17 protein-coding genes and 1 tRNA gene are annotated in these 15,054 nt (G+C 55.2%); 10 read left to right on the top strand and 8 right to left on the bottom strand.

What is annotated here, in order from left to right:
• Window positions 1–247: hypothetical protein (locus K675_RS32820; RefSeq protein WP_198291597.1), on the top strand; the 247-nt coding region annotated here is incomplete at its 5' end.
• Window positions 248–387: 140 nt separating this feature from the next.
• Here K675_RS32820 and K675_RS0100250 read toward each other — a convergent pair.
• Window positions 388–582 carry a hypothetical protein gene (locus K675_RS0100250; RefSeq protein ID WP_026144789.1) on the bottom strand — a complete coding sequence of 65 codons (195 nt, stop codon included), beginning with the start codon at window positions 580–582 and terminating at the stop codon, window positions 388–390.
• Window positions 583–669: 87 nt separating this feature from the next.
• Window positions 670–1,131 carry a helix-turn-helix domain-containing protein gene (locus K675_RS0100245; protein WP_017901518.1) on the bottom strand — a complete coding sequence of 154 codons (462 nt, stop codon included), beginning with the start codon at window positions 1,129–1,131 and terminating at the stop codon, window positions 670–672.
• 617 nt (window positions 1,132–1,748) lie between these two features.
• Here K675_RS0100245 and K675_RS0100240 point away from each other — a divergent pair.
• The 3 genes from K675_RS0100240 (at window position 1,749) to K675_RS0100230 (ending at window position 3,482) form a co-directional block, all read left to right on the top strand.
• Window positions 1,749–2,477: a metallophosphoesterase gene (locus K675_RS0100240; RefSeq protein ID WP_017901517.1), complete on the top strand. Its 729-nt coding sequence runs from the start codon at window positions 1,749–1,751 to the stop codon at window positions 2,475–2,477.
• 6 nt (window positions 2,478–2,483) lie between these two features.
• Window positions 2,484–2,777, top strand: a complete 294-nt coding sequence (locus tag K675_RS0100235; protein ID WP_051070722.1) for a hypothetical protein — start codon at window positions 2,484–2,486, stop codon at window positions 2,775–2,777.
• A gap of 66 nt (window positions 2,778–2,843) precedes the next feature.
• Window positions 2,844–3,482, top strand: coding sequence for an HAD family hydrolase (locus tag K675_RS0100230; RefSeq protein WP_017901515.1), 639 nt, complete (start codon window positions 2,844–2,846; stop codon window positions 3,480–3,482).
• Between the two features lie 120 nt (window positions 3,483–3,602).
• Here the strand turns inward: K675_RS0100230 and K675_RS0100225 are convergent, their stop codons facing one another.
• Window positions 3,603–4,301 (bottom strand): helix-turn-helix domain-containing protein, encoded by a 699-nt coding sequence (locus tag K675_RS0100225; protein WP_017901514.1) that lies wholly within the window; start codon window positions 4,299–4,301, stop codon window positions 3,603–3,605.
• Between the two features lie 233 nt (window positions 4,302–4,534).
• Between K675_RS0100225 and K675_RS0100220 the strand changes: the two genes are divergently transcribed.
• Window positions 4,535–4,822 carry a hypothetical protein gene (locus tag K675_RS0100220; protein ID WP_017901513.1) on the top strand — a complete coding sequence of 96 codons (288 nt, stop codon included), beginning with the start codon at window positions 4,535–4,537 and terminating at the stop codon, window positions 4,820–4,822.
• Between the two features lie 249 nt (window positions 4,823–5,071).
• On the opposite strand, the gene surE is transcribed toward K675_RS0100220, so the two are convergent.
• A complete protein-coding gene (gene surE, locus K675_RS0100215; protein WP_017901512.1) occupies window positions 5,072–5,836 on the bottom strand; it encodes a 5'/3'-nucleotidase SurE in 765 nt (254 codons plus the stop codon).
• A 623-nt stretch (window positions 5,837–6,459) separates the two neighbouring features.
• On the opposite strand from surE, the gene K675_RS34015 reads away from it, so the two are divergent.
• From K675_RS34015 to K675_RS0100195, 4 genes are all read left to right on the top strand, one after another.
• Window positions 6,460–6,861: a hypothetical protein gene (locus tag K675_RS34015; RefSeq protein ID WP_420066318.1), complete on the top strand. Its 402-nt coding sequence runs from the start codon at window positions 6,460–6,462 to the stop codon at window positions 6,859–6,861.
• Between the two features lie 260 nt (window positions 6,862–7,121).
• Entirely contained in the window at window positions 7,122–8,261 is a 1,140-nt protein-coding gene (locus K675_RS0100205; RefSeq protein WP_017901510.1) for a CBASS cGAMP synthase, read from the top strand.
• 3 nt (window positions 8,262–8,264) lie between these two features.
• The gene (locus tag K675_RS0100200) at window positions 8,265–9,881 is read left to right on the top strand and encodes a ThiF family adenylyltransferase (protein ID WP_017901509.1); all 1,617 of its coding nucleotides are present in this window, start codon (window positions 8,265–8,267) and stop codon (window positions 9,879–9,881) included.
• Window positions 9,869–10,351, top strand: coding sequence for a Mov34/MPN/PAD-1 family protein (locus K675_RS0100195; protein WP_017901508.1), 483 nt, complete (start codon window positions 9,869–9,871; stop codon window positions 10,349–10,351). Before K675_RS0100200 ends, K675_RS0100195 begins: the two co-directional genes overlap by 13 nt.
• A gap of 312 nt (window positions 10,352–10,663) precedes the next feature.
• Here K675_RS0100195 and K675_RS31765 read toward each other — a convergent pair whose 3' ends face one another.
• Window positions 10,664–11,278: a hypothetical protein gene (locus K675_RS31765; protein ID WP_017901507.1), complete on the bottom strand. Its 615-nt coding sequence runs from the start codon at window positions 11,276–11,278 to the stop codon at window positions 10,664–10,666.
• 205 nt (window positions 11,279–11,483) lie between these two features.
• Complete coding sequence (locus K675_RS0100185; RefSeq protein ID WP_017901506.1) at window positions 11,484–12,131, bottom strand: TetR/AcrR family transcriptional regulator; 648 nt, start codon at window positions 12,129–12,131, stop codon at window positions 11,484–11,486.
• A gap of 336 nt (window positions 12,132–12,467) precedes the next feature.
• Here K675_RS0100185 and K675_RS32815 point away from each other — a divergent pair, with 336 nt between their 5' ends.
• Complete coding sequence (locus tag K675_RS32815) at window positions 12,468–12,719, top strand: hypothetical protein (RefSeq protein WP_157383890.1); 252 nt, start codon at window positions 12,468–12,470, stop codon at window positions 12,717–12,719.
• Between the two features lie 981 nt (window positions 12,720–13,700).
• On the opposite strand, the gene K675_RS0100175 is transcribed toward K675_RS32815, so the two are convergent.
• Together K675_RS0100175 and K675_RS0100165 are read right to left on the bottom strand one after the other, a co-directional pair.
• A tRNA-Gly gene (locus K675_RS0100175) sits at window positions 13,701–13,774 on the bottom strand.
• A 359-nt stretch (window positions 13,775–14,133) separates the two neighbouring features.
• Window positions 14,134–15,021 (bottom strand): alpha/beta fold hydrolase, encoded by an 888-nt coding sequence (locus K675_RS0100165; RefSeq protein ID WP_017901505.1) that lies wholly within the window; start codon window positions 15,019–15,021, stop codon window positions 14,134–14,136.
• Between the last annotated feature and the right edge of the window lie 33 nt (window positions 15,022–15,054).

Genomic DNA, 15,054 nt, shown 5'->3' with positions numbered 1-15,054 from the left:
CCCTAATTTTGATGAATGGGAGCGGCATCTTTCACGCGAAAGTAAACAGGTTAATAGAAAGAACTTGGTTAAATTTTCTTTGGTTGATAATAGTCCTAAGGGTCAATATACTTATGATTATTTTAACTTAAAAGCTTTGGAAGTCGATGCCTTTACTTCTGCACAGGTTGCTAGTCTTCCCAGTGGTCGAGAAGATAGTGAGGCTGGAATTGAGGTGAGGTCGTTGGCTTATAAGTTTGGTCAATAGGTGGTAAGTGGTTTTGCTTATTTGAATTGTCGGTGAGAAAGTGTTTTTAAATTAAAAAATTTGCTTTGGGTTTATTGTTTTTAAAGCTTGTACGAAAAATTATGTTCAGCTTACGCATAAGCCTGCGCCGGCAGAGTTATTTAGTCATCTAGGTTCGCCGCGACATGCTGAATCAACTGGCGTGGGTTCTGCGCATCAACGATCTGAAAAATGATGTCGCGCTTGCTTCGTGGGAGCTTCTTCACCACGTTCTTGGCCGCGCGTCGAATAGCCTCATCAGAGCCATGGATACGCTCGGCCAACAGCAACACCAAGACGGCGTCAGATAGGGTCATGGTCAGCTTCATAGCAGGATTGAGTTGAGTCATGTGGTGCCGAGCAAGCGCGAGAACAGGCCAGTGCCATCCACTCTCTGCCAGGTGCTATGACTGATTCCAAAAGTCAGCCACCGTAGATTTTGCCAGCTGCAATTTCTCAGCAGTCTGACGCTGAGTCATGCCGGCAGCTTTGCATTCTTGGACAAGTGACCGTCGAGATTTACGCTGCTCCACACGCACTTGAGCCGGCCCTAGGTTGATCTGATCCGCGAGATTTTCCATTCCTCCTGCCTCGCGAAACGCAGCGAGCTCCTTTTCTATCCGCTGCATCACCGATGACAAGGGCTCATCTCTATCAACAGACGCGCTCAGTACCAGGAGTGTCAGCGCATCCATTTCCAGAGCCTTCCCGATTGACTCCAACTTCCCGAGCGTGACATCCGACCGCCCTTGTTCGAGAAGCTGCACGTACGACCGCCCAGCTGCGCCGACGAGATCGGTTTGAGCCAAGGCATGAGTTGACCTGATCGCCCTTAGAGCAACACCCAGGCCGTCGCGCAGAGCCATGTCGTTTCCTCAAAATTGAGGATAAAGCCACGTTGTCATGCCCGAATCGACAGTATATATTGTGCCTGTTCGGGCGATCGGTTTACCGGCTGCAGCCTTTAGAACGCGTGACCGCCTGCTCAAGTGCTACAGCGTCACGGGCAAGCGAGCCGTTTAGGTTGGATTTCAATATAGGCCTAATTCGTGTTTCGGGTGCTCCCTAGGGGCGCCAGATTCTTGCGCCTCAGTTTCTTACGGTGTCGACATCGCTCTGCTGACCGGCATGCAATCCATCGGGGAGAGCACGAGTCAGCGCTGCAAGGCTGGAAAAATACATTGGAAAGGTGAGGGGTTATGAGAGCGCCGCGACAGGTCTTGGCAGCTCAGGCGCTGGACTTTGGCATTACGATTACTGGCTATCTGTGTGCTGCTCGTTTCTATCCGCCAGTGCTTGTGGGTACTGTTTTCGGCGATGCAAAGGCGCGATTCAGAGAGGGTGCGATGATCCGGACGTCGGCGATATTGGTGGCCTGTGAGTCACGAGGTTTTCTGTTGTGTCGGACGTTCACTGGCAGCGTGTACGTCGTATGTGATTGGGCCAGCAGCGATCAAGTATTCAAAGTAGATGGGGTCGTCCATTGAAGATCCGTGTCCTGTCAGACCTCCATCTTGAGTTTGAAACATACGCCCCCGTCGACGTTGAGGCCGACTTGGTAGTGCTCGCTGGAGACATCCACACGAAAAATCGAGGTGTCGCATGGGCAAACCAAATGTTCAACTGTCCTGTCATTCACATTCTCGGAAATCACGAGCTCTACGCGGGGCACCTCGATCGCACCCTTGAGAAAATGAGGCTCCAGGCGGCGCCGCACGTGCACATTCTTGAATGTGAAACCTTCACCGCCGATGGCGTCCGTTTTCTCTGCGCAACGGCTTGGACTGATTTCACTTCGACTGGAAATCTTGCGGTGGCTTCATCCGTAGCCAGGCACGAGATGAACGACTTCCGAATGATCCGCTGTGGACAGGGGTATAGACGCATCACGCCAGACGACTTGATCGCCAAGAATCGCGCGACCCGAGCCTGGCTAGCCGAGGAGCTCAGCAGGCCGTTCGCTGGGAGGACGGTCGTTGTTACCCACCATGCCCCTATACCTCAGGTCATCGGTTACAAACACGAAGGGCACTTGAACGCGGCTTATGCAAATGCTTGGCATGACTTGGTGCCTCTGGCGGATGCGTGGATCTTCGGACACACACATCTAGCAGTCGATATCGTCATAGGTGGCTGCCGCCTGGTGTCAAACCCAAAAGGCTACCCCCAAGAAAACACCGGGTTCGACCCTTGGAAGCTGATTGAGATTTGAGTGAATATGCTGCGAGAAAATTTAATGCGCGCCAACTCAGAAGGTGACCTGCCCTGGGTCGTGATCAAAGCCCGCGAACTCGACTGGGGCGTGTTAATCGACGCGTTTCTAGTCGACGCTGCCAGGGTTGGTGAAAGGTATGCGGCGCAGGTATTTGATGATCGATCCGGGCAGGCCGAGAACGGCTCTACTGTGGTCACACCACCTCTCAAGTTGGTCTGCTCGCAGGGTATGTTCAAGATGTTCAGAAGTATCTGTGGCAATGACCACTACGTAGTCGTGTCGGAGTATCGAGACTGAGGTGCTACCTAGAGGGGCATAAGCGCACTGCCCGTGTGTCGATGAATCCATCATGTGAGGCCTACCATGCTTCCGTCTGCTGCGATCTTTGACGCGTTCGGCACGCTGCTCGACATCAAGAATCGAACGCATCCCTACCGAATGCTCCTGCGTGAAGGTGCCCGCCAAGGGCGTGCTCCTCGCGCCGAAGACATTCGCTCCCTGATGACCTGGAACTGCTCGATCGGTGAGGCTGCTGAGCAGTTGGGTATACGTATCTCAGCTGAGCGTATGGAGGTGATCCAGGCGGCACTCGCCGATGAGCTTGAATCACTGGTGCCCTTCGCTGACGGATTCGAAGCCGTTGAAATGTTCCGTGATGCCGGTGTTCGTGTCGGCATCTGCTCGAACCTTACTGCAGCCTACGGCACAGGTGTGAAAAGGCTTCTATCTGCTGCGGACGCATTCGCTTTGAGCTATGAGATCGGCGCCCTCAAGCCTGAACCTTTGATCTACCAAGCCATGTGCGACTCGTTGGGTGTTCAGACCCATCGGTACGTGCTGCCAGGGGCGCCATCAATACTGATGATCGGTGACTCGCCCCGCTGCGACAGAGATGGGCCACGCACGCTTGGGATTTCGGGACATCTTTTGACGAGGGGACGGGGCGGGATAGAAAACCTTGTTCAGTTCGCAGAGCTGGTTCTGCAGTCCAGTGGCCACTGAGCGACATCAGTCAGTGTCATTCCAATGCACGACCCTGGAACTGAACGGGGTGCTAGCGGAAAGCCTCAGACTCCGAACATGGTCATCATGCGTCCTGGGACTATCTCCAATAGCGGAGGGTCAGAATGAAAAGTCCGGTTTCTTCTGTACTGAAAACTGCTCGGGTGCCTTTCCGCGCTCAAAGGCGATCAGGTAGGTAATCTGAGCCTTTATGGGTTCCAACCCTGGCTGTTCGCCTCGTGTTCTCAAGTAAACGTCGCGGGTCGCGTAATGCACAGCTACCTGCTGCTTGTGCAAATCGTCGATCATTTCCTGCAGTTCGTCGTAGATGGCGAGCTTGTCGCGTGCTGGATAGTCGCTCGCGCAGTCCCGGTACTCGCGGAAATAGTCCGTGAGCGCGGCAAAAACCTCATGAGCATCTCGGCTAATCTGGAAGCCAGGCTGGATCACGTCCAGTGAGGAGGCCTCGGCCAATTGGGCAAGCTGATACCCCGTTGTGATGGGATGGGCGGGTACAGTCACATAGTCGCGCTCAATACGTTCCTTTTCGGCCTGGATCTCTTCAGCGGTCGGAATGGCAAAGGGCTTATTGAAGGCATCGATGTCCTCAAACTCGAAGGCACGGGCGAGCGCGCGGCGAGTATCGAAGCTCGCCGATTTGGCATTTTCGACGCGCTGTATTGTGCGCGGATGAATGCCGGCCAGCTCAGCTAAGGTTTCCTGAGACCACTGGAGTGCCTCTCTCATGAGGCGCACGACAATCGCGAGCTCTTCAAGAGTCAGCAGTCGAGCTTGGCCGGAACAGGTTTGGTTTTCCATGGTGTGATCCATCGTGGGGTAGGTGGGGCTGATGATGACGCTGACATCTGTGTCCCAACACGACAGCCACCCGACAGCCAGTGATTGTGAGCTGTCATTAGCCTCATACCTCGCAGCTTTACAGCGTAAAATACTGGTATGCCCGACGCCATAATGTCGCAACCGATCAGTGCACCATGCGGCCATCATCAATGCCGCGATGCCTGGCACTCGCATCACATGAGAGTACCTAAATGACTGTTAACCTGAGTGAGGAAGAAATGCGTGCCGCGCTTTTCGGTTCCTCGCCACCAACCGTTAGTAATGACGAAAAGGCCACGACCAAGCCGGCTCAGCGTAAGTTTTCCTCCCCACGGCTTAGAGTCACTCTGAGGGTGACCAAAACGTTCGAGGGGGAAGAGGAGCTCTTTAGCTACGATGCCAATACTTTGAGTAGCCTGGTGGCAGAACAAGAGGCTAGAGCTGCCGCCAAGAAAAAGCGATTCAAGTATTTCGAACTCGTTTCCGTCGTCTCCGTTTGATGTCGACCACAGGGGCCATTGGCAAAGCGGCCTCTGCTGAGTTGAGCCTCGCAGGCCTCGCAAACCCGACGCTGTTATTGGCCCCAGGACGGGGGGCTCCGCCTTCAACCCATTGCGGAAAGCTCGGTGCGTAGGACTTTGGCCAGCTCCAGCATCGGAAGCTGGATGGCCACCGAGGCAGCCGAGCATCCATGATTGTGATCGGATTAGAAGCGGAGCTCGCTGCCGAGCGGCTCCGCTTCTACTGAGTTACTTCGTTGCGCTGTTGTAGGCGCCAGTGTGAGTCCTTTCAAACTGCAGCGGCGTTACGGTGATGTGGCCAGCCATGAGCTCGCCCATTTCCGTGCCTGGCTCGTCGAACTCTCGCTCGTTGTTCAGCTTGATCCAGTGGTAGTCGAAACCGCGTGGGTCAACCTCTGTGCGTACCGAGACGTTATTCAGTGGGCCAAGGCCCTGGCGAGTGACCTTAAGCGGACGGATCGCTTCAGGAGCGCAGTCAGGGAAGTTTACGTTCAAGCAGACGTCGCTCGGCCAGTCCATGGCCAAAAGATCCTGAATCACCTTCGGGGCGTGAGCCAAGGCGTTCTGCCAAGGCACGTTTGCTTGGTCAGAGTAGGCCTGGCTCAGACCAATGGAGCGGATGCCCAGAAGCATGCCGGTCATAGCAGCGCCTACGGTGCCGGAGAAAACGGTCTCCATCCCCATGTTCGCGCCACGGTTGACACCGGACAGAATGAGATCTGGTTTGCCATCCTTCAGCAGGTGTTGGACACCCATCACTACGCAATCACCAGGCGTGCCGGTCACAGCGAAACGTTTATCACCATGCGGGCTGACGCGCAGAGGGGCGTGGAGGCTGATCGAGTGGGATGTGCCACTTTGGTCTGAGCGAGGGGCGACCACCCAGACTTCATGGGCCAGTTGAGCTGCAACCTGCTCCAAAACCTTCAGGCCAGGCGCATCGATGCCATCGTCGTTGGTGACGAGGATTCGTTGGAATTTCTGAAAAGCCATGGGCGATTCATAGGTCAGTGGCTTTTCTCTGAGACGTGCCAAGAATAGGATGCAGGCGTATTAACCTCAGGCAGCTAAGGACAGCGACGTGATCAAGAATCTCATATTGCGCGGCGTTTCGAGCTACTCGCCCGCACTCAACTCCCAGATCGGCCCACTCACGAAAGTGAACATGTTCTACGGGCACAGCAGTATCGGAACGACCTCCGGCGGGAATTTCCTTCAAGCCGCATGCTGATCTGTATGCCAATTGCCGCGCTTCGTATCCCTCTCGCGACGTGCCGGTACCTAGGGATTGCGCGGGTGTACACCCCGCTACTGAACGTATAGGGTAAAGCTTCTACCCCTGCTCATAGAGGAACGGCATGTATCAAGTCATTGGGATCACCAAGACCCTCGGGTACTTTGCCACCACATGCCTGTGCGTTTTCCTTGTATTGCATTATCACGACATGTCGACGCTCTTGGCCGGGCCGCTGAAGGATCTTCATCGACCCGTATCATCCGCCGTCGGGATTAGCGCAGCTATATTCTACGTCTTGGGTCAGACGTTTCTGTTCTCTTGGCTGTGTAAGCTTCCTTTCGTTTGCAAACTGTTTCCGCCCATTGACGGGGAATGGGACATGAAGCTGCAATCCAACTGGGGGATCATCCAGAAATGGCTTGGTCAGGGGGACGGATCGTCTCTTTACGTTGTTGAAGGTAAGGTCAAGATCAAGGCACGCCTGTTCAGCGTCAAAATGGAATTCGAAGGGGCTGACGGCTACTCCGAGTCCAAGACCATCAGCGTGTCTGTTCGGCCTAGCGATCAGACTGGTCTGCTTGAACTCAACTACATGTTTATCAACTACACCCGTGTTCCGGTAGCAACCGACACGAATCAGCACACCGGCGCGGCCAGGGTGTTCGTCAAGGAGTCTGGCGACGGGTTGATTATGGAGGGCACCTATTTCACCGACCGCAAGTGGACAGAAGGGCTCAATACGGCTGGCCAAGTCACCTTCACAAGGCCACGTGCTGCCTAGAGCCTGCTTAGGGTTTGGCACTACATATAGTGTTTTGCGTGCGCTATTGAACTATATGTAGGGTTGGTGGCATTATGTCGTCTCTCACGTGTCATCGAGCATGGCAGCTGACGTATTGGGTAGAACTGCACCCTCTGGACGAAGTGGTTGGCGTAGGGTTGCAGTGACGAGATTCATGAGTGCAGATGCGCTCGGCAGTCTTGGTGGAGGGTCAGCAAGTGCTGGAGGCACCGTTCATTTAGCGCTTGAGCGGAGGCTTCATGCCGAACTTTAGTCCGTTGCTGTACACCACTACCGGGGAAGCTTGCTTCCTTGATGAACTCAACCTCAAGGCCCATGAGCTGGCCGAAATTGACGGTGCTCGTCAGGATATCCGCGAGGCCCTGAAGGCTGATCTGCCTCGCGCTCTGAGGGAAAAGGGCCTAGACGGGGATATCTGTGAGCCTCGGTTTTACATTCAGGGCTCTCGTGCCTACAAAACCCTCAATAGCCCGTGCACAACGCCTCCGCAGCAGTCGGACATTGATGATGGTGTCTACCTCCCGCTGAGTGTGATGCGTGAAGAGAGCAGTCCGAAGCTCGCTATCGGCTTGTTCTTCGATGCGGTCATCGACGTGCTGGGGCCTATGTGTGAGCGAAGAGGGTGGTACACCGAGAGCAAGGACACCTGCGTTCGGGTCACCATCTCACCTCATGCTCACATCGACCTTCCCTTGTACGTCATCCCAGACGATCTGTTCTTGCTAATCAAAGCCAGCATGGAGAGCCTTGGGCACGCGATGTTCGACAGTGCGATCAACTCTGAGCGCGATAGTTGGAAGACTCTGCCTTCGGACAAGATTCTGCTCGCTGATCGCAAGGAGGGGTGGCGCAAGTCCGACCCCATGGCGATGAAAAACTGGTTCAAGCGTGAATGCCAGGATAAGGGTGACCAGCTCATTCGGGTGGTGCGCTACCTCAAGGCATTTCGTGACAAGCAGTGGAAAGAAAAAGGCCCCAGTTCGATCCTGCTGATGGCAGCAGCCTGCCCTCTTTTCGAGTTCGTCGACAAGCGTGATGACTGTGCCTTGCTGAATGTCGTCAAGGGGATTCCTGATGCGCTTCGCAAGGGTGTCCAGAGTCCCATTGACCCGGAGGCATCGCTGACGGCTCATATGCCCGTAGAGGCGATCGCAGACGCTGTGGAGCTGTTCGAGGAGTTTGCCAAGCACCTGGAAGGAGCCATCAACGCGACGGATGCACAGACAGCCCACAATTGGATGAATAGCATGCTGGGCGACCGGTTTCCATATGCGCTCGATCGCATGAAGTCCAACCCCGAGGGCCTTCCAGCGTCCATGGCTGCGATCGCTCCTCTCGCCGGCCCCGCAGAACCTGTGAAGCGTACCAAGGCAGGCTGACGCATGGATGCCATGCCTGAAGTGCTGCGCCACATGGTCGGCTGGGGATTTACCAAAGTGGATCCCCAGCCAAATCCAAATTGGTTAGCAATGGCCGGAGAATTGGTTACGCCTACCCAAGGGGCTGTTCAGTGCGAGGTGTGGATTGACCGCTCCTTTGAACACCCCTTGAGGCTATGGGTTACCGGGGTGCCAAAGCCGCTGCCTCAACTTGTGCCTCACTTGAGCCCGAATGGATATCTCTGTTATGCCGCACCTGGCACCGAGGTCATAGACATCTACGATCCTGTAGGGCAAACACGGACGGCACTGCTTCAAGCGAGGGATGTTTTGGAGCAGATCTTGGCCGGGAAGATGAAGGACGATCTGCAGGAGGAGTTTTTCGTCTACTGGGATGGCGTTTACTGTTTTTATGATGTTGACCGTCGCTCGACCGGGGCGCTGAACGTTCTTCAACTGTCGGACAACAAGTTTTACGTGCTCACCGACAATGTCGAGAGAAGTCGACTGAAGTTTGCGCGTGCTGGCCGTAAGATTTTGGAGTTCCATACTCGGGTGGAGATGATCACCTCCAGCGTGGCGCCCAGACCACTGCAGAAGAATTGGCCGCCAGCTAAAGTGAGTCACATTCTCGACTGGCAGAGAGAGTTGGACGATGCGTGCAAGCGCAAAATACGGGACAAAATCACTGCTGCGTACCGAGATGGCCAGCCGTGCGTGATGATCGTTGTCGAGTCTCAAAAGACTGGATACAGCTACGGCTTTCTCGTGCACGACCTTCAAGCCAACCGCCCCAGCGATCAGCGCTCGACAGATCAGCGACTACCCATCTTTGAATGCCGGGTGAGTCTTCTATCGATGCTTCGGCTTGATGACCAGTATTTGAGCCAGCGCAACATCCCAGGTCAGGCCACGTTGGCGAGCAAGCGCATCGGGGTGATTGGGTGCGGAACGATCGGTGGGTTTCTTGCGGAGATGCTCGTCAAGGCCGGCGCTGGGACGGGTGGTGGGGAATTGTTGCTGATCGATAACGACACACTGATGCCCCAGAATCTCGGTCGACATCGCTTGGGCTTCAACCATCTGTTCCAAGGTAAGGCAGATTCAGTGTCTAAGGAGCTGCGCAATGCAATGCCCACTGCGAAGGTGACCCCATTTTCCAGCGATGCCAAGGATGTGAATTTGGCCGGCCTGGATTTGATCATCGATGCGACAGGAGAAGAGGCGTTCGGGCATTGGCTCGCCAAGACCGCATCCTGTCCAACCTTGCACGTCTGGATCGAAGGTGCGGGTGTCGCTGTTCGTACCCTGCTCAAGCGATATCCCGAACAAGGCTGCTATAGATGCCTTACCGACGCCAATAGGGGAGGCAACCTGTTGCCGGTCGTGGGCGGTGTGACCCCAATATATGCAGGGCAGGGATGTGAAGGGCTTTACGTACCGTTCCCTGCATCGGTATCGATTCAGGCTGCTGCTCTTGCATTGGATACCGCTCTGGCTTGGATTGCGAACAAACCATGGCCAGCGCTCTCTACGCGGTTGACTGACCACAGCTATGAGCTCGCAACCCCGGATTGCTCGCCATTGCCTTTCAGGGAATGTCCAGCATGCCGTTCGTGACTACGTGGAAGGTGCCTGGGACTGAACAATTGGTGTACCTGAACCAGCAGCCCTTGGAGGTATTTAGCCGGTATATCCAGGAGGGGGTCGATTCGAAAGAGGCGGGGGGAATACTGCTGGGCCACGTTCGCGGTGAGCATCTGGAGATTACCGAGGCGACCGAGCCATCTTTCTGGGACAGGCGTTTCCGGTTCCTTTTCGAACGAATGCCCTATTTTCACCACCGGCTGGCAATGAAGCGCTGGAGGGAGAGTAAAGGCCTGGTACGGTACGTGGGGGAGTGGCATACCCATCCCCAGAATTATCCGACGCCATCCTCAATAGACCTTACTGAATGGCAAATTCTTGCAGTTGACCGGGTGGATGGTCGACCACTGCTGGCGTTAATCGTCGGCTGTAAGGATCTGCATGTCGAGTACATGTCGGGCAACGGCCAGCGGCGCATCCTTCAGCATGCCGGAATTCGATAACTGGACGGCAGTAGTTCTGCGTCTGTATGGAAACCTTCAGGCGAAGGTCGCTTTAGGCCGGTGAGCGTAAGTAGGGCGTACCAGTCTGCTGGAGTTTCAACAGAGGCGTCAGTGGCTGAGACAGGGTGTTGCGTCGACAGACCGCAGCCGCCTCTATCTTATGTCAGGAGTTAGTTCCTGGGCTGAAGGCAGGAAGGGCACATTGGCGCTGTGGTGATCATAAGGAGGACTGTATGGGACGGGAAGGCACAACGTCAGGCCTGCCTCCCATCACGTCCTTTTGTCTACTCACAGCAAGGCCTTTCCAAGGCGTCAGACCGTTTCCGTGCGTTTTGCATTGAGCTGCACGTAATCTCCAGTCGTTTCCAGTGAGTGATGCCCGAGCTGATGGATGAGCATCTCTAGCTCAGCGCGTGGGGTTGAGCTGAGTAGCTGTGCCACGAAGGCCTGTCGCTGGGACTGAGAGGTTGGGGGCGAAAATGGCCGTTTCACTTGTTTCTTGCGCGAGCGAAGAGTGCGGCCCTCATCAGGATCGCGCGTAGAGTGAGTGGGCGCGCTCATCTGCGTGCACTGCGAAGTGACCCCTTTAAACGCGCTCAGCGCTTTCAGCGGAAGCGTTTCGACATATCGTTCCAGCATGCTGCTCGGTACTGAGCTGTCATTGGCCAATGCAAGCGCTTGGGAAATCGCTGCGGCTATTCCTGCACGCACATCGGCCTCGGCAGGGGCTACTGTATCGAGAGAACATTTGACGGGCGCATTTCTGAGCGCATGGTAATCGGCGTACCCGAGCGCCTTGGACAAGATTTCAGACGCGAAGGATAGCTGGATAGGCGACCTGCCAGGCCACCTGTTCTGGATGCTTTTGGACAGTTTTCTGAAGGCACCCTGAGGCAGCAGATCCTGGGAAAAAATTGGAACGCGCATGGCAGTTCTCCAACGTCACGGTGTCGGCTGCCCGCTGACTATTGTCGAAATGCGTGCGAAAGAAGGGGGTAGCACCTGATGCACAAAGGCTATGCTTGCCGACCGCTCGATCCAGGAAAACCGATGTGGCACGGTATCATCGGTTCTGGAGTTGATCAACTACAGGGGGGGGTAGGTGGTGGGGGCATAGGCCAAAAGCGCTACTTCAATGCCGGAGTGATCTCAGGAATTCGTCTACCGTGCGTTCGACAATCTCTTCGACCTCATCGCGGGCGAGTGGATCGCTATTACCTTTGACCTGCTTCCAGAGGATCCGACCGTCAAGCACCTCCATGAAGCCGCGTGCGGCAGTATCCGGCGCTTGAACTGCTAGGACATCTCGGCGTGACAGCTCCGCGAGATAATCGCTAACAGCAGCCATTGCCGGCGCTTGGATAACCTCGTCAAAGCGTTCTGCAAGCATAGGGAACCGCTGACCTTCCTTAATGACCATGCGCAGGAAGTCGGCGGCGGTCGGCCCCGACCAGAAGCACGCAAAGTCGGTCGCGATCTGTATGAGGCCGCCCCGAGGCTCGGTCAGGGCGCGCTCATCAGTTGCCACATTGATGACAGCGAAGGCCTTCCACATCCGCTCTACCACTGCAACGAAGAGAGACTCCTTGCCCTCAGGATAACGGTTGTACAAGGTTTGGCGGGTCACCGCTGCAGCTTTGGCGATCTCCTCCATGCTGGTGCCTTGATACCCGTGCTCGATGAACATCCGGCCTGCAGCGGCAAGAATCTTGATCGGACGTGATGCGCTCTCGCCTGGGTTGAGCAAGTCGTCGACGGGAGAGTGGGTGGCCGCGTTCATTTGGGTTACCTGTAGCAGAATAGCTTTAGTGTTACTCAAAGATCTGCAATGCGCCACCCATGTTTTACATATTTAACTTTACTGTGTGTAAAGGGTGGCTAATGGGGTGGCCGGCCCGAGAGTGAAGGATTAATTATTGTCGGATTATTTGGACAGTTGCATTCCGGCTTGCTGCTAGGTCGTGGTGATGAGGCAGTGTTTGTTTATTACATATATTGTTGGCTTTTATCGTGGATTTCTGGGGGCGGGGTTTTCAGGAGCAATTTTTTGGACGGGTGCCAACGTCTTCCGGTCGAAACCTTATCTTCGATTTGTTACTTAATTGAGCTTTAGGACATGAATCTTAAGGCCCGTGCCACTGCCATCGAGATGTGCGCGAACGTGCAGCGTAAGGGCTATCAATATTACGCTCAACGCGGCATCTTACGCAGCACCAATCGTCCCATCGAAAGCCTGCTGGGCTGTACTCATCAGCCAGCCGATGGTTACTCAGAGCCTTGTGATGGCTTTGCTGCTGAGGCAAGGGGGGGAAGTCTTTCTTTGCGATATACGGAATCTTTCTTCGAGGTATACGAGGTCATTCTTTGAAGGATACACCGCAGTGATTCAATCCTGGGATTTTAAGAAAATAAAAAAGGATCGTCAGGATAAGGGTGGGCTAACTGAGCTGAATATAAATATTGCAAAGGCTTAAGATATTTCCTCGGAGTTGCTCTTGCCCCAAACTGAAGTTAGAGGGAGGTCTGGTTTCACCTGTGATACCTATTATCGCATTGTTGATTTCATTTAGGGAGGCAGAGGGGGGGCGGGCTTTTCGGGTTTTATCTGAAGGGGAAGTTTGGTGGGCTGACCTAACTGTATGATCCGATGTTTAGGTCGGCCATTAGTGAAGTTGTCGAGCAGATCGGTATGGATGCGGCTAAAGCGGCTACTGAGGTTCGTGATTCTAGTACAGGCGCGGCAACTGAAGCGTCGCCTTGGGGGGCTGATTTTCTAAAAGCCTCAAAGCTGGGCCTGAAAGAAATAGGGTGGCAAATGACGGACTTAAGCACCCAGACAAGTTTTCGCTGGCACGTAGTTCTATGACTTCACTGGTTAACTGTGGGCTTGAGCTGGAGGTTGGGGACATGGTGGGTGCCGAGTTTGTGAAGCGTTATCCGCAGTGTGATCGTGTTCATTTTCCTGAGCGGGCGGGGAGGGGCAGGCCGGAGGATGACTGAGCTTCTGGTTGGCCGCTGCGTGCTTGCAGGGGAAAGGGTTTTCTGGATCGGGTGGGAGGCGTTCGCTCACTCCCCATTTTGAATTTTCGGGTCGGAGGTCGGGGGTCGGGTTGGCAGGGAATGGGAGGGGGTGCGGATGAGCTTTTTGGGATTAATTGGCGGCAGCAAGCTGGAGGCCTGCTCATCGATTCGTCATTTCGGACAGCGTCGACGGTGCACCAAAATTTGGTGACTCTAAATGGCTTCTGGTGAGTCTAGGGTGGAGATTTTGATGCTGGAGGGAGAGATTGTGAAGGGGCTTCTGGGGATGGGGGATCCCCTGGAGGGCCCGGAAATACTGGCTGGAAGGTGGAGCGGGTAGAGGGAATCGAACCCTCACCGATTGCTTGGGAAGCAATAGTTGTACCATTCAACTATACCCGCATTTCTTGCCTCGACGGTGCACCAAAAGGGGCGTGTCCAATAAGAACCCTCAACTAAAGCTTGGGAAGCTTTCGTTTTACCACTAAACTATACCCGCTTTTTACATCTCTTCCTGCTCACCGAAGCGGCTTGTCCACACGAGAACATTGGTTATCGGTGCGGAGCGCTGGAGTGAGGTCATTGCCTGACACCCGCTCGGCTGGCCACTTTGTACCAGATGTTGCCGTGCAATTGAAGTTTTTCTTTGAAAATCTGTGTTTTAGCGGATATTGCCGGTGCATCTCAGGCGGCGCCTGATCTCGGGCGAATGGCTGCAGGCTGGAGGGTTCCTGACAGCCATTGCCCGTGACCGGATCCGCTCACATCGCTTGCGCATGGTGCTCCTGGACGTATCGGTAGTAGCGCGCCCGGCTTTCCTGGTGGCTGGGTTTGAGGAAGTCGAGCAGCGCGTGACGCATGTGCAGGCAGGCGGACTTATGCTCCATGTCGAGGAAGTGCCCGGCCGCGCGAATGGTGCTGAAGTGGCTGTGGCGCACGTGCCGGCCGAACTGGCGGGCATCCTCGGGCGTGGTGTATTCGTCCCATTCGCCGTTCACGAACAGCACCGGTATGTCGATCCTGTTCGCAATCTTCAGGCAGCCCTGGCGATCACTTTCGAGCACTTCGCGGACGTGGAAGTGCATCTGGCCGTATTCATGTTCGGCCAGGCTGCTGACATGCCGGTAGTTGAAGCGCTTGAACAGTGACGGCAGGTGCTTGCCGATGGTGCTGTTGACCAGTTGGCCGACCTCGGCACGATCACAGGCTCCCAGGCACTGGATGCCACGTTCGAGGTAGTCGCGCATCGGTTCGTTGATCACCGGCGAAAACGAGCTGATCACCGCCTTCTCGATGCGCCGTGGCCGCTCGGCGAGAGCGACCAGGGTGGCGGCGCCGCCCCAGGAGAACGACATCACGTGCTCGGCGGCGAAGTGGTCGATCAGCTCCAGCAGGATCTGCGCTTCGACGGCCCGGGTGAGCATCTTCTCGTGATGGTTGTGCGGCCGGGACCGGCCCGCGTAGGGCTGGTCATAGCACACGACGTTGTACTGCGGGTGCAGGTTTTTAACAGTCTGGGCAAATGACGCAGTGGTGGCCATCGAGCCGTTGACCAGGATGATGGTCTTTTCCGCGGCATCCGCGCGATACAACTCCGTGTAAACCCGATACTGACCCTGTATATCCAACACAGCGATTTCTGGCGTCATGTCAAAGACTCCTGGCAAGCGGGTATGCGCGCA

Origin of the sequence: Pseudomonas fuscovaginae SE-1 (genome assembly GCF_000364705.1) — a bacterium.
In the GTDB taxonomy this organism is placed as follows: domain Bacteria; phylum Pseudomonadota; class Gammaproteobacteria; order Pseudomonadales; family Pseudomonadaceae; genus Aquipseudomonas; species Aquipseudomonas fuscovaginae_A.
This window is presented reverse-complemented; position numbering and strand designations above follow the sequence as displayed.

Excerpts from the sequence above, each read along its gene's own strand:
- K675_RS0100205 (WP_017901510.1), top strand. The coding sequence starts at position 7,122 with ATGCCGAACTTTAGTCCGTTGCTGTACACCACTACCGGGGAAGCTTGC.
- K675_RS0100195 (WP_017901508.1), top strand. The coding sequence starts at position 9,869 with ATGCCGTTCGTGACTACGTGGAAGGTGCCTGGGACTGAACAATTGGTG.
- K675_RS0100245 (WP_017901518.1), bottom strand. The coding sequence starts at position 1,131 with ATGGCTCTGCGCGACGGCCTGGGTGTTGCTCTAAGGGCGATCAGGTCA.
- K675_RS31765 (WP_017901507.1), bottom strand. The coding sequence starts at position 11,278 with ATGCGCGTTCCAATTTTTTCCCAGGATCTGCTGCCTCAGGGTGCCTTC.
- K675_RS34015 (WP_420066318.1), top strand. The coding sequence starts at position 6,460 with ATGAAGCTGCAATCCAACTGGGGGATCATCCAGAAATGGCTTGGTCAG.
- K675_RS0100235 (WP_051070722.1), top strand. The coding sequence starts at position 2,484 with ATGCTGCGAGAAAATTTAATGCGCGCCAACTCAGAAGGTGACCTGCCC.
- K675_RS0100165 (WP_017901505.1), bottom strand. The coding sequence starts at position 15,021 with ATGACGCCAGAAATCGCTGTGTTGGATATACAGGGTCAGTATCGGGTT.
- K675_RS0100220 (WP_017901513.1), top strand. The coding sequence starts at position 4,535 with ATGACTGTTAACCTGAGTGAGGAAGAAATGCGTGCCGCGCTTTTCGGT.
- K675_RS32815 (WP_157383890.1), top strand. The coding sequence starts at position 12,468 with ATGAATCTTAAGGCCCGTGCCACTGCCATCGAGATGTGCGCGAACGTG.
- K675_RS0100230 (WP_017901515.1), top strand. The coding sequence starts at position 2,844 with ATGCTTCCGTCTGCTGCGATCTTTGACGCGTTCGGCACGCTGCTCGAC.
- K675_RS0100200 (WP_017901509.1), top strand. The coding sequence starts at position 8,265 with ATGGATGCCATGCCTGAAGTGCTGCGCCACATGGTCGGCTGGGGATTT.
- surE (WP_017901512.1), bottom strand. The coding sequence starts at position 5,836 with ATGGCTTTTCAGAAATTCCAACGAATCCTCGTCACCAACGACGATGGC.
- K675_RS0100250 (WP_026144789.1), bottom strand. The coding sequence starts at position 582 with ATGACCCTATCTGACGCCGTCTTGGTGTTGCTGTTGGCCGAGCGTATC.
- K675_RS0100225 (WP_017901514.1), bottom strand. The coding sequence starts at position 4,301 with ATGGAAAACCAAACCTGTTCCGGCCAAGCTCGACTGCTGACTCTTGAA.
- K675_RS0100185 (WP_017901506.1), bottom strand. The coding sequence starts at position 12,131 with ATGAACGCGGCCACCCACTCTCCCGTCGACGACTTGCTCAACCCAGGC.